General features: G+C 39.7%; 16 protein-coding genes. 5 read left to right on the top strand and 11 right to left on the bottom strand.

Annotated elements, in window-relative coordinates:
* Position 1: 1 nt before the first annotated feature.
* Both ACTQ9S_RS10955 and ACTQ9S_RS10950 read left to right on the top strand, forming a co-directional pair.
* Positions 2–286 carry a helix-turn-helix domain-containing protein gene (locus ACTQ9S_RS10955; RefSeq protein ID WP_440454957.1) on the top strand — a complete coding sequence of 95 codons (285 nt, stop codon included), beginning with the start codon at positions 2–4 and terminating at the stop codon, positions 284–286.
* Positions 287–661: 375 nt separating this feature from the next.
* The gene (locus tag ACTQ9S_RS10950; protein ID WP_440454956.1) at positions 662–2,773 is read left to right on the top strand and encodes a DUF3987 domain-containing protein; all 2,112 of its coding nucleotides are present in this window, start codon (positions 662–664) and stop codon (positions 2,771–2,773) included.
* A 247-nt stretch (positions 2,774–3,020) separates the two neighbouring features.
* Here ACTQ9S_RS10950 and ACTQ9S_RS10945 read toward each other — a convergent pair whose 3' ends face one another.
* Together ACTQ9S_RS10945 and rhuM are read right to left on the bottom strand one after the other, a co-directional pair.
* The gene (locus ACTQ9S_RS10945; RefSeq protein WP_440454955.1) at positions 3,021–5,810 is read right to left on the bottom strand and encodes a DNA methyltransferase; all 2,790 of its coding nucleotides are present in this window, start codon (positions 5,808–5,810) and stop codon (positions 3,021–3,023) included.
* 881 nt (positions 5,811–6,691) lie between these two features.
* Complete coding sequence (gene rhuM / locus ACTQ9S_RS10940; RefSeq protein ID WP_440454954.1) at positions 6,692–7,732, bottom strand: RhuM family protein; 1,041 nt, start codon at positions 7,730–7,732, stop codon at positions 6,692–6,694.
* A 174-nt stretch (positions 7,733–7,906) separates the two neighbouring features.
* Between rhuM and ACTQ9S_RS10935 the strand changes: the two genes are divergently transcribed.
* Positions 7,907–8,083, top strand: a complete 177-nt coding sequence (locus tag ACTQ9S_RS10935) for a hypothetical protein (protein ID WP_440454953.1) — start codon at positions 7,907–7,909, stop codon at positions 8,081–8,083.
* Between the two features lie 107 nt (positions 8,084–8,190).
* On the opposite strand, the gene ACTQ9S_RS10930 is transcribed toward ACTQ9S_RS10935, so the two are convergent.
* The 5 genes from ACTQ9S_RS10930 to ACTQ9S_RS10910 all read right to left on the bottom strand — a co-directional run bounded on the left by ACTQ9S_RS10930 (position 8,191) and on the right by ACTQ9S_RS10910 (position 13,013).
* On the bottom strand, positions 8,191–8,796 hold the full coding sequence (locus tag ACTQ9S_RS10930; RefSeq protein ID WP_440454952.1) for a hypothetical protein: 606 nt from the start codon (positions 8,794–8,796) through the stop codon (positions 8,191–8,193).
* A 28-nt stretch (positions 8,797–8,824) separates the two neighbouring features.
* On the bottom strand, positions 8,825–9,829 hold the full coding sequence (locus ACTQ9S_RS10925; RefSeq protein WP_440454951.1) for a hypothetical protein: 1,005 nt from the start codon (positions 9,827–9,829) through the stop codon (positions 8,825–8,827).
* Between the two features lie 131 nt (positions 9,830–9,960).
* Positions 9,961–10,332, bottom strand: coding sequence for a hypothetical protein (locus ACTQ9S_RS10920; protein WP_440454950.1), 372 nt, complete (start codon positions 10,330–10,332; stop codon positions 9,961–9,963).
* Positions 10,317–11,171 carry a thermonuclease family protein gene (locus ACTQ9S_RS10915; protein ID WP_440454949.1) on the bottom strand — a complete coding sequence of 285 codons (855 nt, stop codon included), beginning with the start codon at positions 11,169–11,171 and terminating at the stop codon, positions 10,317–10,319. The genes ACTQ9S_RS10920 and ACTQ9S_RS10915 overlap by 16 nt, the downstream gene beginning before the upstream one ends.
* 1,473 nt (positions 11,172–12,644) lie before the next feature.
* Positions 12,645–13,013 carry a hypothetical protein gene (locus ACTQ9S_RS10910; protein ID WP_068326047.1) on the bottom strand — a complete coding sequence of 123 codons (369 nt, stop codon included), beginning with the start codon at positions 13,011–13,013 and terminating at the stop codon, positions 12,645–12,647.
* A gap of 35 nt (positions 13,014–13,048) precedes the next feature.
* Between ACTQ9S_RS10910 and ACTQ9S_RS10905 the strand changes: the two genes are divergently transcribed.
* Positions 13,049–13,852, top strand: a complete 804-nt coding sequence (locus ACTQ9S_RS10905; protein WP_350657404.1) for an SIR2 family NAD-dependent protein deacylase — start codon at positions 13,049–13,051, stop codon at positions 13,850–13,852.
* 56 nt (positions 13,853–13,908) lie between these two features.
* Here the strand turns inward: ACTQ9S_RS10905 and ACTQ9S_RS10900 are convergent, their stop codons facing one another.
* The 4 genes from ACTQ9S_RS10900 to ACTQ9S_RS10885 all read right to left on the bottom strand — a co-directional run bounded on the left by ACTQ9S_RS10900 (position 13,909) and on the right by ACTQ9S_RS10885 (position 17,805).
* Positions 13,909–14,907: an adenosine deaminase gene (locus ACTQ9S_RS10900; RefSeq protein WP_351118867.1), complete on the bottom strand. Its 999-nt coding sequence runs from the start codon at positions 14,905–14,907 to the stop codon at positions 13,909–13,911.
* Between the two features lie 45 nt (positions 14,908–14,952).
* Entirely contained in the window at positions 14,953–15,483 is a 531-nt protein-coding gene (locus tag ACTQ9S_RS10895; protein WP_068034538.1) for a TPM domain-containing protein, read from the bottom strand.
* A 295-nt stretch (positions 15,484–15,778) separates the two neighbouring features.
* Positions 15,779–16,954, bottom strand: coding sequence for a TPM domain-containing protein (locus ACTQ9S_RS10890; protein WP_440454948.1), 1,176 nt, complete (start codon positions 16,952–16,954; stop codon positions 15,779–15,781).
* Between the two features lie 218 nt (positions 16,955–17,172).
* Positions 17,173–17,805, bottom strand: coding sequence for a LemA family protein (locus ACTQ9S_RS10885; RefSeq protein ID WP_068034535.1), 633 nt, complete (start codon positions 17,803–17,805; stop codon positions 17,173–17,175).
* A gap of 1,007 nt (positions 17,806–18,812) precedes the next feature.
* On the opposite strand from ACTQ9S_RS10885, the gene ACTQ9S_RS10880 reads away from it, so the two are divergent.
* Positions 18,813–20,360 (top strand): alanine/glycine:cation symporter family protein, encoded by a 1,548-nt coding sequence (locus ACTQ9S_RS10880; RefSeq protein ID WP_068034533.1) that lies wholly within the window; start codon positions 18,813–18,815, stop codon positions 20,358–20,360.
* The last annotated feature ends 228 nt before the right edge of the window (positions 20,361–20,588 follow it).

Genomic DNA, 20,588 nt, shown 5'->3' with positions numbered 1-20,588 from the left:
TATGTTGATCTCAGCAAACGCACCCGTGACTAACGAGCCAACACCTAAGACCCAAATAGCGATAGTCAGAGCGCACCTAATGACAGGCTCAACTATCACCACATGGGACGCATACCGTCTGTATCAAATCACTTGCTTAGCACAGCGCATACACAACTTACGAAGCGCAGGATTAGTTATTCAAAGCGAGATTGTCACGCACAATGACAAGCGTTTTTCAGTCTATTGGGTCGATGAACAGACCTTACTTGAAGGTGATCTATCCAACAGTGAGGTGACTCCGTGAATAATATTAGTGTATCAAGCGACCAGCTAGATAGTCTATTGTCCGCATTGCAGGGGGAGTAACAGACCATGAGTAAGAAACCTACCAAAATCAATCCACAGCTCCCACACGAGGCGCACAGTCACAAGCAGACTGGCCAGCGTAGCTTACTACTAAGACTTGTTATTTTTATGACATGGGTAGCAGTTATTAGCTTACTCATACCATTAGTGGCTTGCCAACAAAGCGAACCTATAAACTTTGTTATAAGGGTGAATAGGTAATGAGAATCTACCGATAGCCAGAGCAAAGCCGTAAGTACGCTAAGCGTAAGAGCTACTACAAGAAGTATCGAGCGCACCGCAAGCCGAACCAGTCGCAAACAAGGAGGACTTGATGACCACCACACTACAAACAGATAGCCAAGAAAAAGCCCACGGCAAGGTGGGCTTATCTGGCATCTTAGGTGACTATCCAATAGCAGCTATCGAAGCACTATCAGACTTTACTATTTTAAACCAAAACTACCCATTATTGAACCCTAAAAGCTTGCTAGTTATTGATGATAAAATAACGGTAACCAAAGGAGAAAACGCAGGGGACAAGTTAGACACAGTAGGCGCTATAGGAATGGTTTTGCATAACAAAGACTACGAGCCAGTAAGTCTATTATGTTTATATGCTGATGACCACATTAAGCCACTTATAACCGATACTAGCCAGCCGTCTGCTTATCTTATTGGACCATTGAATAATGACAGCGAGCTTATCGCAGTAGATAATCTTGACGATGGCATAGCACTAGCCAAATGCTTAATCAACGAGGATGTGACGATTGCGATTAGCCCTAACAAGTGGTTATTCAATGACACGGTTAAACACTTCTCGCAAGACAGACCCGTTACTATATTCACGACATTGGACAAAGCGAACGAAATAAGCAAACCGCTGGCAGGCCATAATGTAAAGGTAGTCGTTACCAGTGACAGGACAGTATTAGAACACTTGGAGTTTGGCGGCTTAAGCTATGATGCTATTTTAGCAGACAGTGAAACCACTATAGTAAACTTACAAGCCGATGCATGGGACGAGCCTGAGTCATTATCTAATGATCCAAGTAAACCGACACCCTACCCTATAAACGCATTCACAGGCTTATTAAGACGTGTCATTGAAGCAGTGGCATATTATGCACAAGTGCCGCTTGCGATGGCAGGTCAATGCGTTTTAGGGGCACTGGCACACATGGGCCAACGGTTCATTGATGCACCGATGGGACATGGGCATATGCCAGCCAGTTTGATACTGATTACAGAAGGCGAAAGCGGATCAGGAAAAACGCAAGCAATGGGCTTAACTCATTTCAAGATTAAAGAGTATGAGCGCCAACAGTACGCTAGCTACTTAGACGATATAGCAGCATGGGAAAGCGAAAAGGCAGGGTTAAAGGGTAAAGAGCTAGCCAGCTTCTTAGATGAAAATCCAAAGCCATACAATCCTAAGAACTTGTTTGATGATGCCACCATTGAGCCGATATTAGATAGGTTTATCAGTGGTGACATGAGTAACGCATCATGGACAACAGACGAAGCAGGTCAATTCTTCAATGGTCATACCATGACAGGAGACACCGCTGGTAGTGCCTTATCTGCAATCACTAAGCTATATAGTGATGGTGAAGTGTCTCGTTTACGCTCGCAAAAGTCTGCCTATGCTACGCCGCAAACCGATGCCCATGGCGTACGTATGACGCTACTACTACAAGGTCAACGAGTAGTATTAGAGCAAGCATTAACTGACCCTTTAATGAACGGGCAAGGTTTTTTAGCCCGTGCTTTGATAGCTTGCCCTGAGGATTTACGAGGTCAAAGAACGTGGGACGATGAACAGCGCAGAAATGAAAGCCCTTATGATAATCCGCATTTAGTAGAATACTGGTTACGCTGTCAAACCTTACTTGACCCATTGCCAACCAATCTACCCAATGACAGTATAGGCAATCCACATCGCATTAAAATGCAATGGACAGACGGTGCAGAGCAGATCTTTTATAAACACATGCAGGCGATAGAGAACCGCCAAGCTCAAGGGCAAACCTTTGAGTACTTAAAAGCCTATGCATCACGTATGGCGGAAAATGCTAGTCGCATAGCGTCATTAACGGCTTTTTTTGAGGAGCGTAAGATCATTACAGCTGATGATATAACACGGGCGTTTATGTTAGTGGAATACTCAACAGCCGAACGCTTACGCTATCTCGATGCAGCGCCTACAGGTGAACAGAACTACAGTGAGAAGTTGAGCATCTGGCTAGTAGATAAGGCCAAAGGCAAAAACCCGCATAAGCTAGGCAGAACTTATATTGCTAATAATGCCCCTAATCCTATGCGTAAGAACACCAAGCTATTGCAAAATGAGTTAGACAAATTAGAGTCTGCTAAACATATTAGGCAAGAAATGGAGGGCCGTAGCAAAGTGATATTAATCAATCCAAAGCTATATGATTGATATGAACATTTAAGAAATCTTGCTTAAACTGCTTAAACGACCCTTAGCCCTTACAGCTAGTGGCTTTTATTTAAGACTGCCAAATCTTAATCTTGCTTAAACTGCCTAATTCCGTCCTAAACTGGATTGTTCTAAGCAATTTAAGCAGCGTTAAGCAACTGCCTACCTTAACCCAATCCTTTACTCATCATACCTTACAACTACTTTAAGCAGTTTAAGCAGCTTTTGTAGAACAGATCAAAATACCCTAGCCCTCAGCAATTCTCTTAAGCAAAAACTCTACGCGACTGGCATCATCACCTTTACCTTTATAGCCGTATGCTTTGTCCACTGCCTTATCAAGCGCGATATGAGCCTCAGTCAATTTAGGATAAGGGTCGATCATGTAGGTGTTATAGAGTTGCGCCAAGGTCGGCGTATCTTCGCTATCACCTTGATAATGCTGGCGAGCATCCAATACGCTTTGCGCAGCCTCTTCAATTTTGTCTTTAGCTTTAATGGTTTTACTATCGTCATCTTTTGCCATGAAGGGATAAGGAAAGTTATTATAAACAATGGTGTTTGAATAACTATAATCGCTTTTCATTCTTCCTGCCGTCAAACGCATAAAAGCATTGTGCATACTGCTTGAAAGAATACCAAAATGGTAAAGCCCACCTCCCAAAAGTATATATAGTTTATCCCCCGCTACCTCTTCATCTAAAAAACCCACAGGTATAAATTTTCTATTTTCAGAAGATACTCTTGGTAAGCCGATATAGGGATCATTTGTATGTCTTCTTTCATCAAATAGATGAGGTGTTTCGGCTTTTTTAACTGTGGCGGCTTTAGTGCTGGCAAGCCTTGTTTTCTTAACATGTTCAATCCGTTGTCTAACTAGCGACATTTTTTCCAAATCTTTATTCAATTGGATTGCATCACACCCGTCAAACCATAAGCACCAACGTTTTATATTATTTAAGAACTCATTACCCATCATATAACGTTTTGTATATTTTTCTGCTAATGGTTCTTTGATGATTAACTCTTCATACTCATCGTTTGATAATAATAGATTTCCACCATCAGTGGGCTGATTACCTCGAGACATTTCCAACTCATCAGATATCTGCTTTTTGGTTCTATCAAAAAACACCAATGCTCCATCAACTAAATAACCATTAATTATTTTAGCTTTTTGCGGTATAGGGTCACCTGAAATATCAGCATAATTAAATATAGTTTTTTCTTTATGCTCAATGGTCGAGTAACCAATAATCACGCAATGTACTGCTGCTACGCCTTTGCCTTCATTACTCCACTTAAAGGTATGATGGGCAAAATTAATATGACCACCACACTTTTCAAGAATATATCGCCACAGGTTAGCGACATGCTCGCCCTGAACTATCGAATTGGTCGAGACAAATGCAGTCTCTACGAAGTGATTTTGTATTGTAACTGATTGCATATAGTGCATGGCTTTGATATACCAGCCTGCTACATAATCTAAAGACTTATACTTTTTGATACTTCCTGCCACATGAGCCATATCTGCTTTTTGCTCTTTACTCTGATAAGCATAACCAATAAAAGGCGGATTACCCATCACATAATCGCAGTCGCTGGCAGAGAGTACATCTTGCCAGTCTAGCTGTAGGGCGTTACCTTCGACAATATGCGGACTATAGACAATAGGGGTCGTCGGTCTAGTCGTACCAAAGCGCTCAGCAGTTGCTTGATTCAATTGATGGTCAGTAATCCAAAGCGCTACCCTTGCGATATGCGCGGCGTGTGGCTCAATCTCGATACCGTAGAACTGCTCTACTGTGACCTGACACATACTACTAATATCAAGCAGTCCTTTTTGATCACCATATATCAAGGCGATTAACTGGTTTTCTAATAGCCGTAACTCACGGTAAGCGATAATCAAAAAATTACCACAGCCGCAGGCAGGGTCAAAGAATTTTAAGGTAGGCAGTTTCTCATAAAGCTTTAATGCTCTTGGCTTGTTAGTCGTACACTTTGAGAACTCGTCACGCAGCTCTTGCAAGAACAGTGAGTTTATGACTTTTAGGATGTTCTTTTCACTGGTGTAATGAGCGCCAAACTCACGACGCTTATCCTCACTGTCTGCTGTGTCACCTAGATCAAGAACGCTTTGGAACATTGAGCCAAAAATAGCTGGGCTAATTTCACTCCAATCAAGGTTATTACATTGAACGACAAGGTTATAAAGATTTTCATCGAAATAAGGGATGCGAATAGATTCAGAGAACAAATCGCCATTCACATAGGCGAACGCTTTATAACTATCAGGTAAGCGACTTGAACGCTCCTTGATGTTAAGCGTATCAAACAAAGTGGTAAACACCTCGTTAAGATTACTGCCGTCACTTCTAGCTTCATTCTTTAGCAAACCATCTAGCAGATTTCTTTGGCCAAAAATACCAGTATCATCGGCGAAGAAACAAAATATCAGACGAGTTAGAAATAGAGCTAAATCATCAGCATTAACCCCGTCAGAGATAAACGCCTGATGTAGCTTTGCGACCATTTCGGTTGCTTGACGGTTAATAGGGTTTTCTTCGACTATCTCAGCCATCGCCGCGTTTGGTGCCAAGAAATCTAACCATTCCGCGTTTTTAGGTAAGTCAGTAAGCGCACATTTATATTCTTTAATATCTAAAGGATTAGCTATATCGTACAGCCAAACCTCATCAAAATTAGATAATACGATATATCTTGGCTTATCTGTCTTCAGGCGATCGTAGTACTCACTAACTTGCTTGTAGGCCTTATTCAAATCTACGCCACGACTTTTTTGCTCAATCATTACCAGCTTAGGAATAAAAGCATCAACATACTTTTGTGATTTGTCGTTTTTTAAACGATGTTCAAACGCTTTGAGTTGTACTTGGCCCGATACACCGTAGGCATTAAAAATCTGTGTCCAAAAGTTTTGACTTTGCCCACGCTCATAACCTTCAGCATCTTTATAGTCATGGATAATACGGCGTAGTTGCTCACGAATATGTTGATAATCTAAACTCATTGTTTATAACTGCCTTGTCATACTAATTGATATTATTTAAGTGATACTACTATTTAATGTGGGGCTATGTCACCGCTAGTATCATACAGTTTGGTCAGGTAACTATAAAGAACTCTATCACTTTGGTATGGTTCTAACGCATTATGAGCATTTAGGGAAACAACCCCATGCAAAGAAGTTGCAAGCTGCAAATAGTGTTTTTTAGTTAATAACTTAGATCAGGGAATATTTCGTTCTTTCTCGCTCCTTCTAAGCGGTACTTTGAGGGCAATTTTAGATAAAACTTAATTGGTTACTGCTTACTTCAAACCTATATACCATCTGCCTCTGCCAGTATTAGTGATCTAATATAATATGAATTAGCTTAACGCTTATTGGCTAAAATGCGCGAAATTTGTGTGAATTACGCGCGACCACAGACAGCTATGCTAGTCGTGTAGCTAAACTGATAATTCACGAATAAGTACGATCTAGTTTATTAAAAGCACAATTAGTTGCGCGCAAATGCGTAAACTAGGAGTGGTACTAAGCAGCCCATAGACTGCACTACACACAATTAAGTGTATTAAACACTAACTAGCAAGTTGCGGATGATTTGAGAAGAACTGCGAGCTGTCAGGAGCTTATAAGACGCAAGATATTACTACCTTGCAAAGATAACGCACGAAAAACGCTTAACTTTAAACAGCATTATTAGAGCGTGTGCAATCATTAGAAAATTAACTCCATGCAAGGAAGTTACAAGTAGAAAATAGTATTTCTAAATTGCTGACTTTTTCATTCTAATTATGAGATTAATATTTACCAGTAAATTAACTCGTCAATAAAAACCCGCTCGATGGCGGGTTAGATTATAGGAGAAATAATTACTTAAACGAGTGCTACTGCAAGGAACCTAGTTTGTGGAAGTGCTTATTGAGCTGTTGAGTAGTAATAGCATCAATTTCGCTTTGATAGTCCTTATAGCCTCCTAGCTCATACTCTACTATATCGACATCAATTCCTAACATCTCAAGCTTTTTAATGTCTCTGAATCGATTGTATTCCACTTCAGCATGGCGCATAGCAGTATCTTTAATATAGTCGGTATAGCCACTAAACACTGGATAGCCGTTAACCTCTAGAATTTTATCCAGCTGCTCGTGCAAATCTTTCATAGTTAGATTTTTATGCATAAGAGCTGATGACTCAGCGAATAGTAAAAACTGTTCCGACAGCAAGTACATGCGATAAAGCTCATTCTCTGTTAGATAGCTTTTACCTGTTTTAGCTTCTGTTTTACTAGGACATAGGTCTTTAAAACTGACCATGCCCATATTACTTTCTTTATAATTTGCACGATCCATAATTAACTTGGATGAGGTCATTTTAGTGATGGCATGGTGAAATTTGTCTTGGAGTAGAGAATAAAAATTGCGGACCTCTTGTGATGTTGGCTCATAATCTGATGCTGATATCTTAAAGCACTCACGAACTTGGGCGAAGACATTTTTTTCATCGGCGCGAAGCTCTCGAATTTTGGCAGCAAGCTTATTAAGTTTTTCTGGGTCATCACGTAAAAGCGCTTCATTTACAACGTAACCATCTTTTATATAGGTGTGTAAAACTTGGGTTGCCCATTTACGGAATTGTGTAGCTTTAGAGGAGTTGACACGATAGCCGACAGAGATAATAGCATCCAAACTGTAATGCTTAGTATCATAAGACTTCCCATCAGTGGCAGTTATCCGGAATTTCCGGATAACTGCATTTTCATCTAATTCATTGGTATCAATTATATTTTTTAGATGTTCATTAATAGTTCTTACATCAACATCAAAGAGACGTGCCATCTCTTTTTGTGTGATCCAAATAGTATCGTCTGTGAACGATAAATCAACACTCTCACCTTTAGAGATTTGGTACGGTAATAAGTTAGACATAATAAGCCTCAAGCTATAACTGCGGTGAAATGGTAAATATCATTATAGCAGTCAACAAAATACTATTGAGAAAAATCAATTATAAGTATAAACATAAGTAAGATAGTTATTGCTGATGATAGAGGTCAGTGCTATATTCTGAACTTACATCATCTAACTATTAAGGCTATTGTTATGAAGCTATTTTCAGCGTTTTTCGTATCTATGTTAATGATGGCGCCAGTTGTACAGGCGAATGCACAGAACTATCCTTGCTCTAAAAGCATGGGCGGTGTATCGCATTGCAAAGATGGTAAGTTTGTCTGTAATAATGGCAAGATTAGCCAGTCTAAGAAAGTTTGTACTAGCTAGGCTTTGGTAGATTAATAGACAATAAAAAACCCACCGTGAGGTGGGTTTTTTGGATAAAGAGCATAGAAGTTAAGAGGAAAATCAGTAATTAAGGCAGTTTAATCTTCTTATCCATCAACTAAAGCTTTATACCCAAGATAATTTACGCCAACAAGAGTTAAGACTATCAACTGTGTTATTAAGAAGAAAACAACAAAGTTAATTATGGTGAATATGAGTGTAGACCATTCTGTAAAGTTGGATAAATGAACAAAGGATTCCAAGAATTTTAGTGAAAATAGAAAGCGAATAAATATTAGAAAAATTGCCAATAGTAAGCTAAGTGTTGCTAAATAAGCGAATAGCATCGAAAGAAATACTCGTCTGGTCAAAGGATCGTCATAATACTCTGCCCTATTAGGCTCTTTTTTCTTGATTGTAGGTGGGCTATTAGGGTTTATGATATTATCCACTGCGTCACGGTTAATGGCCGAGACAGCAGATAATGCAGCAATATAAAAGCCAGGTAAAATAGCAATTAAAGTAAGCAGATCATTGAATTTGTTACTAAACAGAAAATTTGATCCTTCACCACCAATAATGGAAACGACAATGACTATAGCTGAAATAATGCAGCTGGATATAGCCGGAAGATAATACAATGCCATTCGTTGCGCACGGTCGGGATATTTAATCTTCAGGAAATCAAACACATTAATAGCCTGATTAAGCATATGACCTCCTATACACAAGAGTTAAAAGTTAAAAGCTATCAATCATTTTATCGTAAAACTGAATAATAGGCGTTGGATTTTCTTGCTTTATCTTATCGTGAGTATCAGGCTCTCTATCTTCCCATTTTAAGTAAGATTTTTTGGCAAATCCTGTAATGGCGTCATTATGAAATTCATGTAGTATCTCAGATGATGATTGAGGGTCTTTCATAAGAAGATAGGACGTTGGATCTTCAAATCCTTCACTTTTTTTCTTCGCCACTCTCTTAATCCAAGAGAAAATATCCTGCTCTTTGGCTTTTTGAAAGAAGCTGTCGTTTTGAGATACTTTGATTGTCAGCCTTAAGTCTTTTTCAGTTAGATGATTTGTCACATCAAACTTTTCTTTGTCGGAGTTGCGCTCTTTTAAGACCACACCTCTCAAAAACCCATCGTTAATAGCCGAAATAATACTCTCATCAGTTACTTGGCTCATCTCAACATAAGGCGCAATAGCAACATCTTTCTGTGTCATTGGATCGCTAGCCTTCCAAAAACTATTATCATCTTTAGTTAGTTTTATTAATCTAGTAATTAGCCTGACAATGTAGTCCTTAGTAAAACCAGTAACAGCTTGTATTGATATATTTGCTTTTGATGGATGAGTTTGGTCAAGTTTAAACACAATATGAAGTAAAGTTCTTTGTCCATATTCGTCCGGTATCTCTTGAGTTAATACGCTATCAGATGTATCAGAAAGTAGCCTTGGATCTACCTCTGTATCATTAAAGGTGCATAGCATTTTATAAACACCCTTTTTCTTATCATGTTCAAAACCAACCCATCTTACCCACTTTTTGCCATCTTTATATTGGATAACGTGTTTACCATGTTTATCAAATTCACTAGTATTATGTTTTTGATATTCTGCTAACCACTGGCAAAAATCATCAACTGTAATCTTGCCAAAAAACTGTTGTCCTTGTTCTGTCGATCTCGCTCTCTTTTTATTAATGCTAAGATTGTAGTAATTAAATTTAATATTCACTGCCATTTTGAGGGCTCCATTATCTCAAATAAAAGAATTGCTATATATAATCATAGAATTTCATACGTCAACTGATGTCGCTAATCTTACATGTTAGAGGGTTATTAACCGCTACCAACCACACCCAATACAAAGCCTCACGATACACACAATTCCAGCCCAACATCTATAACCTCACTCAAGTCAGCACCTTCGTTAATGCTATAAGGTACGTTTGGGATCATACCTTCTTTCTTCAGAGACTCTGCAGCGGCCTTATTAAGCGGCGTACCGATAGAAGAGTCTTCGATATAGCCGAAAGGTTCAAAATACACTTCAATGCCAAAATCTGGATAATAGACACAGGATACTTCACCTGATGTCATAAATGGGTAGGGCGTATCATGATCAGCAGCCCAGAAAATTTCATGCACCGCAACATAGCCAGAAACAAACTCATTGCTGTTGTCATGTACAGGAGTGCATGCAGCTAACGATAAGACAAAGATGCTAATTAACCACCTAGGCATATAGATTCGCATGGTACTCCGTCCTTGTCGCCATCAATCTGTGAATTGCCGCAGGCAAGTTGCTGTTGTGCTTCTACGCAAGTCGTTAGCTGACTACAGGTTTTCTTAATAAAGTTACTACAGATAGCACCAGTAGGTGGTAATGGGATAATAGTACCAGAACCACTAGAAGCACCTGCACTAGGTTTGCTATAGCATCTGCTAACGCCTTTCGATGATAAGCGCTCATTATCAAAGCCAAGGTCAGAGCTATTTTTACCACTTCGATAATCTGACGGTTTTATAGGATATCGATTTACCCATAAGCCCCTGCCGTTTAATCGCGCTACACTTTCAGCATTAGCGTACTCAATGCGATCGTAAGGTGTCTGACTGCTTTGATATTCTTTGTAGTGCCAAGCTGCACCTTTCTGTAATTGGTTTAAGTTGCAATCAATATTGTTGGCAATGACCTTACCTAGAAGCCGGTCATATCGATCTCTCTCAGTCCACTCAATGGTGACAATAGCATTGTTGACGCATTGAGCCAGTTCTGAGGTACTTTCTGATCCATACTCTTGTTGTGCCTCCGGTGCGTCAATCCCTAATAAGCGCACACGTTCGCTTTGCCCTGATAATGGAGTAACTTCTACGGTATCGCCGTCAATGACACGGACACCGCTAGCATTCAATACATTAGGTTCAAAACATTTATCGGTATTACCACTGCTAGAGCCTGTACTGCCACCAACAACGCTAGTAGAGCCTATAGTGGCGCCTCTCATGGCATCAACATCATCATAGCCACCGCCACATCCAACAAGAACCACAAATAAACTAACAATCGCTAATTTTCTCATGACTAATCACCAAGATAATATTTACCCAACTGTAAACGATTGGTAAATTTTGGGCAACTGTTTAGAAATTTTATTTACGAGTTTTATGCATACTAGATAACACTGGATAAGCATATAAAGAAAAACTTGGACAGATTTGAAGTCCAATCAAGTTACATTGCTTGCCAGCAGTAGCTCAAAATTTTCGAATGATCAAGCCAATAGAAGTTATGGCTACCGTCTAATTTTATACATTCATCATCATGGTGAACGGTAATAACACAATGCTATTTCATTTAAATCTATGTTAAAATCAACTTATTCTGTTCTCCTAAACGGATTACGCTTGGGGAATTCTAATAGAAAAGCCCAGCGTCTGTAACCGTTGGGCTTTTTAACTGTTTACAAATGCCGTTGTGTTTATAAACAATAGCGTCACTCATATGTTGTTAAATTTGTTGTTAAAAATATTTAGCGAAAAATCACATGCCTTTAATATCAATATCTATAGCGATATGATTGACTCCCGCCGAGCGCACCAATCATTATATTACCCACTTTCTAACCCCTCCTTTTGTTTAATTTTGCCTTTTTATCTGCTTTCGTTTAGCAATGATTCTATGTATATAGTTTTTGTAAACATCATTTTATTAACTGCATTATTCTTCTAGCACTAAAATCGTAGATACTACTCTGTTCATCACACCTTTAATAAGTAAATTTCAGCATATAATCAACTATTTAACTAGCTCTCAAGCTATCTTTACAAAAAAAACTTCTTTATTAAAAATATTGCTTACATTTCAAAAGCAATATGAGTATTATTGCTTCTTAAGGTATTTATGTAACTATATGTATATAAACGAATATTAGCGCAATATTCTAGAAACTAAATATAGTCTTAAATACAAAAATATTTGTTTGGCTCGTTAATTGCATATTTAAGAAATGCTTGAAACAAGCTAGCAGTTTGTAAATTTTAATATTATATGAGTTGAGTCTAGGAGACGTAATGAGTGTTTTTTATATGGCTGCATTGTCAGTAGGATCTGTATTTTGGGGTATGGTAGTCGTTTGGTTAATGGCAACACGATGAGTAACATCGAGCTTAACCATATCAAAATCTTGATATGGTCAGAATAATATAGGTACCTAGCATTTTTACCTATGCAGCAACATAACCATTTAAACAATGTCGTGAGAGCCATTACAAAGCTTCATATAATCATTATGAGTGGATGTTCAATAAAAATATACGACTCAAAATGAAAGTTTAATCGTAATTCGCTGACTACTAGCTGTTAACTTGCTAGGCGCCTAAGCCTTATTACTTTTCCTAACTTCCAGGCTATTTTCTCAATACGAAAAAGTTACGACCAACTTGCTTTAATTTCCGTATGTCTCCTGTTTTTCTCACAGAGCTAAAATCATTTAGACAGTCCTATACACCAAATACTATTTTGCTAGCTCAGCGCTTGTATTTCTATGTTTAGCTCAATATACATCTTGCAAATCAGTACTCAGCTGCGCCCGATTTGGTACTCGATGATAATTAATAATAGGCACATCTCCTAATCGTCGCTGACCTACCGCTATACTATTATCTATAGTAATCATCGCAATCTTCTTACCTTCTTTAACGATAAGCAAGTGCTTGGCTCTTCGACTGGTTCGGTAGTCAGGAAAGTGCTGCTTAATTAAAACGGCAGTTTTCTGCAAACTATCATTAGCTTGTGACTTTGTAGCCGATAGCTTGTGGTTTTTATCTTTATAATTACTTTTAGTACCGCGTAGGTGCGCTATAAACCATAGCACTGCAATGACTGCTAGCAATATGACAAGCCACCAAATTCCGTCTATCATAGGAAGATATATCCATTATTAGCAAGGGTTTAGCCATGTTAGCAGAATTGTCGCCAAAATTAATAGCAGAAGTGCAGCGTGCTGCTAAATTACTAGCTACTAAATCACGCATTTGTGTTTTAACTGGTGCAGGCGTGTCAGCCGAAAGTGGCATTCCCACTTTTCGAGATAAGCAGACTGGCCTTTGGCAACACTACCGTGCCGAGGATTTGGCCACTCCTACCGCCTTCGAACGTGATCCAAAGCTGGTCTGGTCTTGGTATCAATGGCGCAGGCAATTGGTCCATGATAAAACCCCTAACCCTGCCCATCTTGCTCTTGCCGAATGGCAACAAGATGCCAAAAAAAATAAACAGAGCTTCACCTTAATTACGCAAAACGTCGATGACTTGCATGAACAGGCTGGGAGCACCGTGACGCACTTACATGGTCACCTGTGGCGTAATCGTTGTCATGACTGTGGTACGCCTTTCCAAAATGAAGTCGCAGCTTGGGATAGTAGCAAAGAGGCTGTTAACTTTGACGATGAACTAGTAACTTGCCAGCATTGCGATGGTTATATCAGACCTGATATTGTTTGGTTTGGTGAGGCGCTACCTGGACAGGCGTGGCAAACCGCCGAGGATGCGGCCGCCAATTGTGAAGTATTCATCAGTATTGGTACGTCAAGTTTAGTTTACCCTGCTGCAGGGCTGGCACATTTAGCAAAGCAGAATGGTGCAAAACTTGTTGAGATAAACCCTGATCCAACACCCAACACCATCGTTGATATCACATTAGCGGTGAAAGCAGGAGTAGTAATGCCCTTACTGTTACAGCAAGTCATTGCGCTATCATAATGGCTTTACGAAAAACAAGGTTAGGTCTCTAGCTACTAGGCGTACCCTGACCAAAATTATTGTAGTGCACGATCAACTTTAGCTAAATATACTTCTTTTAACTCATCATCTATAAATGAGGATCTAAAAGAGTTCTTTACCAAAGTGATAATATCATCCTCTGATAATGGTAGGTTTTCACATAAATTGATAAAGTTCTGATTGATATAACCTTTAAAATAGGCTGGATCATCTGAATTAACACTTACGTTTAGGCCGTAATCCAAAAGCTCTTTTATATTGTGCTCTTTATAAGTTTCAAATACTTTTAGCTCAATGTTTGAGTTTGGGCAGACAGTAAGAGGTATTTGCTCATCTTTTAGTCTTTGCATAAGCTCAGCGCTTTTTATAGATTGCACGCCATGATCTATTCTATTAATACCTAGCAAATCTAGCGCTTCGTAAATATAAGAGAAATCGCCTTCTTCACCTGCATGCGCGACTAATTTAAACCCCTCTTCTTTGGCCTTCTTAAATACCTCTGTAAATTTCGATGGAGGATTTCCGAGTTCTGAAGAATCAAGACCGACACCAATAATGTCATCCTTAAATGCCAAAGCTTCTTCTAAAGTATCAAAAGCATCTTGTTGTGATAAATGCCGTAAAAAACACATGATAATACAGGAGGTAATGCCGTATTTTTCCTTGGCATCCATCAAAGCTTCTTTTATTCCAGTTATGACCGTTTCAAAAGCGATGCCTCTTGCGGTATGCGTCTGGGGATCAAAGAATATCTCAGTATGAATAACATTGTCTTCAACGCACTTTAAAATGTACTCCCAAGTCAGATCATAAAAATCGTCTTTTGTGATGAGTACTTTGGCACCGGCATAATATATGTCTAAAAAAGTCTGTAAATTGGTGAAATTATAGGCATCGCGCACATCTTCTATGTCTTTATAAGGAATATCTATGTTGTTTTTTTTGGACAATCTGAACATAAGCTCAGGCTCTAATGAGCCTTCAATATGTAAGTGCAGCTCAGCTTTCGGTAGTTTTCTTATTAATTCAATCATAGTAATCCCATTGTCTTTGTTATCTAAATATACCCTTTTAGAGCACTATTTTAGAAATACGACTGTATCAGATAGCTCATTGCCCGCTGGATCATGCTCCAAATGGTAATATTGACGTAGTAGCTGTCCTACCTCGTCTAATAAATCGCTTAAGCTCTCTTCCATTTTCTTATTAGCAATGCCTGTTACTGCTTTATCACACATCGCTCGCCATACTGTTGGGCTAACATGGGCACTGATACCACGATCAGCGATGATTTCCAGTTTGTGCTCACAGATATTGACATAAACTAAGACACCAGTGTTTTCTTCAGTATCCCATACTCGATATTCGCTAAACAGATCAATAGCGCGCTCACGGCAGTTGGTGCTATAAGCATCTTGAATAGGCAGATGATTTTCTACAATCAAAAACACCTCGCCACGATGACCTTGCTCCGCTTCTGTAACTTTTGCTGTCAGTCGTGCCTTGGCCTCTGCCGTCAGCCATTTGCTATGCAGCATAGGGACAAACAAGACTTGACGCCACCAACGGGCAAAACTTGCCTCTGATAAAGGTAAGTTATTTTGTACCATTATTTTTTCCTCAAGTAGGCGATTGCTAACTGTTATCTAGTAGGTATTCAAACATGCTATATAGTCAATCCACTATAAAATAATAACGCGCTACTGAGATAAATTTTGCGCAGCCTCTGTCTGCGTAGGCACAGCAAGCAAGGAAAAACTATCTCAGTAGCGCGTTATTATTTTTGTACTTCTTTTATTTAGGACTGATTATACAAGCAGCTTTTTCAATTTTCGACGCTAGAAACTGACTTTAAACTAGAAATCGATTATAAAATTGGTGATAAGTGAATAAATTCAACAAAGTCTACCACGAGCCTCCAGCACCGCCACCGCCAAAGCCACCGCCGCCACCGCCAAAGCCACCACCTCCAAAACCGCCACCGCCACCGCTGCCACCACCAAGACCAGGCAAGAATATCATACCGCCTTTACGGCCACCGCCGCGTCCTCCTCGACCACCGCCACCTGAGCCTCGAGCAATCAAGAACATCCAGATAAATATGGCCATAATGACAGTCATGAAAAATCCGCCACCCAATGCTAGAGAACCTGCGAAGAAACCACCTGCGGTTAAGATAGAACCAAATACGCGTCCAAAGATACTAGTAATAAACTTACCAAAAATCATTGCCATTATAAATAGGAAGATAGGAGTTGGTAGCTCATCCGAGCCTTGCTGAGCAGTACGTTCCGCTGCTTGAGCATCAGCGCGGGCCAGTACTTCAGGGTCAGCATTGAGTCGATTTTCAAGGGCACTAACGCCTGCCAATATCCCTGCCCCATAGTCATTTTGTTTAAACAATGGGGTAATATCCTCACGAATAATACGATTGACCGCAGCATCCGGTAGGACACCTTCCAACCCATAGCCAGTCAAAATGTACATATCGCGATCATTGACAGCTACCACAATTAGCAAACCGTCATCGATGTCTTTATCCCCTAACTCCCATTTAGTGGCAACTTGCAAAGCATAGTCAAATATTGGCAAGCCATTAGTGGTTGGCACAATGACAACAGCTGCTTGTGCTAGACCTTGCTGATAGATATTACGCAGCTGTGCCTCTAAGCGCTGTTTTTCTTGAGGATTTAAGATGTTGGCTTGATCAACGACTGGTTCGTTCAATATCAATTTATCAGCATCGACACTAGCAGCACTTGATTGGATAGGTGGCTTAGTCGTCGCCTGCGACTGTGCTACAGCTTCGTCATTAGCAGCGTTGGGATTGATAGCATCATTACCTAGTATAGTGCCACTAATAGCTTCATTACCGAGTACCGCATCATTGATAGCTTCATTAGCCTCACCAGCTTTAGCAATAGCAACCAAGTCCTCAACACTACGATTCTGCAACTGTGTATCGGTGGCACTACTATTAGTAGCAGCACTAGCATCATCCGGTGCAGCATATAGCAGCGTGGTACTGCCAGCACTAAGCGTTAATAGTAATGCAGAGACGATCGCTTTTGAGTTATTCATCTAATCTATACCACCTTGAATGACATCCGTGCTGAGCTGGATTGTGACGTACTATATCGAAGCGTTCGGTATTACCGTACGTTTCCATGAAATGTATGCTTCTATTAATACTTATCAACGATAAATAAAAAGTAAAGCCGCCTATATTAGATAGGCTTAACGCAGTAGAGTCGTAAACACTCTGGCATGGCTTTATTTTTACTTTCATCTACTAATCTTTACTGAGCAGTAGCGGCATCATCATCACCGAAATCCACGGTTGGCGCAGTAGAAATCTCTTCTTCGTTAGCTACCGTAAAGTTCGGTTTGGTATCCATACCGAATACTTTGGCGGTGATATTAGTGGGGAACTGGCGTACTGTCGTGTTGTAACCCTGTACTTCTTGGATATAGCGGTTACGCGCTACGGTAATACGGTTTTCAGTACCTTCTAACTGTGCCTGTAAATCTTGAAATAAAGCATCTGATTTCAATTCAGGGTAACGCTCAGATACTGCCATCAGACGTGACAATGCGCCACCCATCTGTGCTTGTGCTTCAGCATAACGCTCCATCGCTTGTGGGTCGTTGAGCACTTCAGGGGTTATATTAATGCTACCTGCACGCGAGCGCGCTTCTGCCACTTGCGTAAAGACCTCTTGCTCCTGATCCGCATATTGCTGCACGACTTTCACTAAGTTTGGAACCAAATCCGAACGGCGTTGATACTGGTTGACTACTTCTGACCAAGCGGCTGTCACTTGTTCATCTTGTGATTGTAGATTGTTATAACCACAACCTGTTAAGCCAACTGTTGAAGTAGCTAATACCGCTGATAGTAACATGGGTTTTACAATAGATTTACGCGTCATATCTGATTCTCCTAATAGTGATAGCTGACCGTTTAGTGATAACTTACCGTTTATCCATTTATGCTGGAAAACAATATCGTGATCGTCAATAAACGGTTACCTTTAATTATGCTGCTAATAATGGCGATATAGCTATTCTTTTACAATTCATCGTTACCAAAACACAACCGCAAAACAAAATAATTGACTTTTTTATCACCAAATAACTCTCTATTCTACCTATCGCCCTACTATCTATCATCTTGCTATGACTAGCTGATTCAGATTTTATTAATAGTTGCTAATAATCACATATTAAAAAGTTATAAAGTACTAAGCTTGCCAGCAATTAGCGCATTCTATTAATAACTTTAGTAGACTTGTATTAGGTTATTAAGTGGTAATTGCAAAATATAAACACAGTAGATTCAAAAAAAAATCTAGTAATTATAAAGAAATTGTGGCAAATTGCAGTTACTTAACCGTATGGTTTGCATACATTCGGTAGTGGAGTTGTTATTCATTTAGTATTAGCTAAGCGCAAAAAGATGAATATCCTGCTTGTGCTAAATGCAAATGCCACAGCTGTTGAGCGAACTGCTCATTGATTCTTTTTCGACATTTATTAATTTATTCAATAGTAACATGTGGTTAGAGTTGATGTACTGTGGATTTGAAAGCTATCAGTAAGTAGAGATAACAAAAACAGCTGAATAAAGGTTGAATGCTGTCAGTATATTGATTGGTATTTAATGACAATAACTACTTGTTTTATCCGCTGGTCTATTCTTTATCTACCTATTCTTACTGCGTTATGTCATCATAATACTGCGACAACCAGAAAGGCAAAAGGAATTGCGACCGCAGCTAAGATTGTATTAACACTAGTTGTGTTAATGATAAGCCAAGCGGATAAATACAGACAATTACAATCCATCCTGAGTGGTTAAAAGGGTGTTAATTTTTATCTTAATGGGATAATTAACACCGAGCATTACCACTTTGAGGACGTTTGAGGAAGACATAATATGGAAGGTTTAGTCAATTTAGTAAACGGAATTATCTGGAGCCCTGCACTGATCTACCTGTGTTTGGGCGCGGGTCTGTTTTATTCTATTATGACGCGCTTTGTACAAGTGCGTCTATTCGGTGAAATGATCAAATTACTATTTACTGGTAAATCCAGTACAGATGGTATTTCATCATTTCAGGCACTTGCCGTCTCACTCGCGGGACGTGTGGGTATGGGTAACATCGCTGGGGTAGCTGCTGCTATCGGTTTCGGTGGTCCAGGTGCTGTGTTTTGGATGTGGATTGTGGCCTTCTTAGGCGCATCTACTGCCTATGTTGAGTCTACGCTCGCACAGATTTACAAAGAAAAAGATGTGATTACTGGCGAATATCGTGGTGGTCCAGCTTACTATTTTGAACGCGCACTTGGTCAAAAATGGTATGGTATCCTCTTTGCGATCGCCTCTATCTTAGCCTGTGGTATGTTCTTACCTGGCGTACAGGCGAACGGTGTTATCAGTGCTTTTGCACAGGTGATGGGTGAAGGAACAATAGTAAATATTGGCAGCTTAGAAGTCGGCTCTATGCGTTTAGTAGCGCTAGGCATTATTCTAGTTGTCCTAGGTATTATTATCTTTGGTGGTATTAAGCGTATTGCGACCTTTACTGAGTTTGCAGTCCCTTTTATGGCACTAGGCTATATTGTCCTTGCTTTGATTATCATGTTCAGTAACATTGACATGGTTCCACAAGTCTTCGGTATGATCGTTGGCGATGCCTTTACGGCACAAGCAGGTTTTGGTGCTGCTATTGGTTGGGGTGTAAAACGTGGGATCTACTCTAACGAAGCCGGACAGGGTACTGGCCCTCACGCTGCTGCTGCTGCAGAGGTTCAGCATCCCTCACAGCAAGGTTTAGTACAGGCATTCTCAGTATATGTAGATACGTTGCTAGTCTGTTCTGCTACCGCCTTCATGATTTTATCTACAGGTATGTATAACATACAAGGTAAGCTTCCAGATGGTCAGTTCATCGTCCAAAACGTAGCTACTGGTGTTGAAATTAACTCGCCTGCCTTTACGCAAATGGCAATGGAATCTGTTTATGGTACTTACGGTAATACCTTTATCGCTGTCGCCGTATTCTTCTTTGCCTTTACGACTATCTTGGCTTACTACTATATCGCTGAAGTAAACGTTGCTTATTTGACTCGCTTTATTAGTCGCGGTGCCAATAAAAAAGGTCTCTTTTTCGTCAAAGTCTTAATTATGGTGATGGTTGCTTACGGTGGTCTTAACTCAGCCGGCTATATCTGGGCTATTGGTGATATCGGTGTTGGTCTTATGGCTTGGCTCAATATCGTTGGTATTCTTGTTATCTTTGTTGTTGCACGTCCAACACTCACTATGCTTAAAGATTATGAAGCACAGCGTAAAGCTGGTGTGAAGCGCTATACCTTTGATCCTGCAAAATTCGGTATCAAAAATGCGCCTTATTGGGAAGCACGTCATCTAGAAGAGCAAGAAAGATTGGCAAAAAATCCAATACATAAAGAGCATAAATAACGTTTTTTAAAGAATGTAAAAGTAGCAACTAACGATTAAATCAAAAAAGCCTGAGGCAATGGTCTTGGGCTTTTTCGTGTAGTACACATTATGTTTAATTGATAATAGTTGCCATCGCTCAGATTAAGAGATAGATAACTTTTTAGCAAAACAAAAAACCCAGCAATAAGTGCTGGGTTTTTCTTTTAAAAATATTGACTAATTTAGCTATGTTACTTTTAGAACAAC

Origin of the sequence: Psychrobacter sp. ASPA161_9, from assembly GCF_051970275.1 — a bacterium.
Classification (GTDB): domain Bacteria; phylum Pseudomonadota; class Gammaproteobacteria; order Pseudomonadales; family Moraxellaceae; genus Psychrobacter.
The sequence above is the reverse complement of the archived record's forward strand: the minus strand, read 5'-3'. Positions and strand labels throughout refer to the sequence as shown.

What these genes read in the sequence shown, in the direction of transcription:
- ACTQ9S_RS10955 (WP_440454957.1), top strand. Translation starts at nt 2, where the DNA reads ATGTTGATCTCAGCAAACGCACCCGTGACTAACGAGCCAACACCTAAG.
- ACTQ9S_RS10950 (WP_440454956.1), top strand. Translation starts at nt 662, where the DNA reads ATGACCACCACACTACAAACAGATAGCCAAGAAAAAGCCCACGGCAAG.
- ACTQ9S_RS10945 (WP_440454955.1), bottom strand. Translation starts at nt 5,810, where the DNA reads ATGAGTTTAGATTATCAACATATTCGTGAGCAACTACGCCGTATTATC.
- rhuM (WP_440454954.1), bottom strand. Translation starts at nt 7,732, where the DNA reads ATGTCTAACTTATTACCGTACCAAATCTCTAAAGGTGAGAGTGTTGAT.
- ACTQ9S_RS10935 (WP_440454953.1), top strand. Translation starts at nt 7,907, where the DNA reads ATGAAGCTATTTTCAGCGTTTTTCGTATCTATGTTAATGATGGCGCCA.
- ACTQ9S_RS10930 (WP_440454952.1), bottom strand. Translation starts at nt 8,796, where the DNA reads ATGCTTAATCAGGCTATTAATGTGTTTGATTTCCTGAAGATTAAATAT.
- ACTQ9S_RS10925 (WP_440454951.1), bottom strand. Translation starts at nt 9,829, where the DNA reads ATGGCAGTGAATATTAAATTTAATTACTACAATCTTAGCATTAATAAA.
- ACTQ9S_RS10920 (WP_440454950.1), bottom strand. Translation starts at nt 10,332, where the DNA reads ATGCCTAGGTGGTTAATTAGCATCTTTGTCTTATCGTTAGCTGCATGC.
- ACTQ9S_RS10915 (WP_440454949.1), bottom strand. Translation starts at nt 11,171, where the DNA reads ATGAGAAAATTAGCGATTGTTAGTTTATTTGTGGTTCTTGTTGGATGT.
- ACTQ9S_RS10910 (WP_068326047.1), bottom strand. Translation starts at nt 13,013, where the DNA reads ATGATAGACGGAATTTGGTGGCTTGTCATATTGCTAGCAGTCATTGCA.
- ACTQ9S_RS10905 (WP_350657404.1), top strand. Translation starts at nt 13,049, where the DNA reads ATGTTAGCAGAATTGTCGCCAAAATTAATAGCAGAAGTGCAGCGTGCT.
- ACTQ9S_RS10900 (WP_351118867.1), bottom strand. Translation starts at nt 14,907, where the DNA reads ATGATTGAATTAATAAGAAAACTACCGAAAGCTGAGCTGCACTTACAT.
- ACTQ9S_RS10895 (WP_068034538.1), bottom strand. Translation starts at nt 15,483, where the DNA reads ATGGTACAAAATAACTTACCTTTATCAGAGGCAAGTTTTGCCCGTTGG.
- ACTQ9S_RS10890 (WP_440454948.1), bottom strand. Translation starts at nt 16,954, where the DNA reads ATGAATAACTCAAAAGCGATCGTCTCTGCATTACTATTAACGCTTAGT.
- ACTQ9S_RS10885 (WP_068034535.1), bottom strand. Translation starts at nt 17,805, where the DNA reads ATGACGCGTAAATCTATTGTAAAACCCATGTTACTATCAGCGGTATTA.
- ACTQ9S_RS10880 (WP_068034533.1), top strand. Translation starts at nt 18,813, where the DNA reads ATGGAAGGTTTAGTCAATTTAGTAAACGGAATTATCTGGAGCCCTGCA.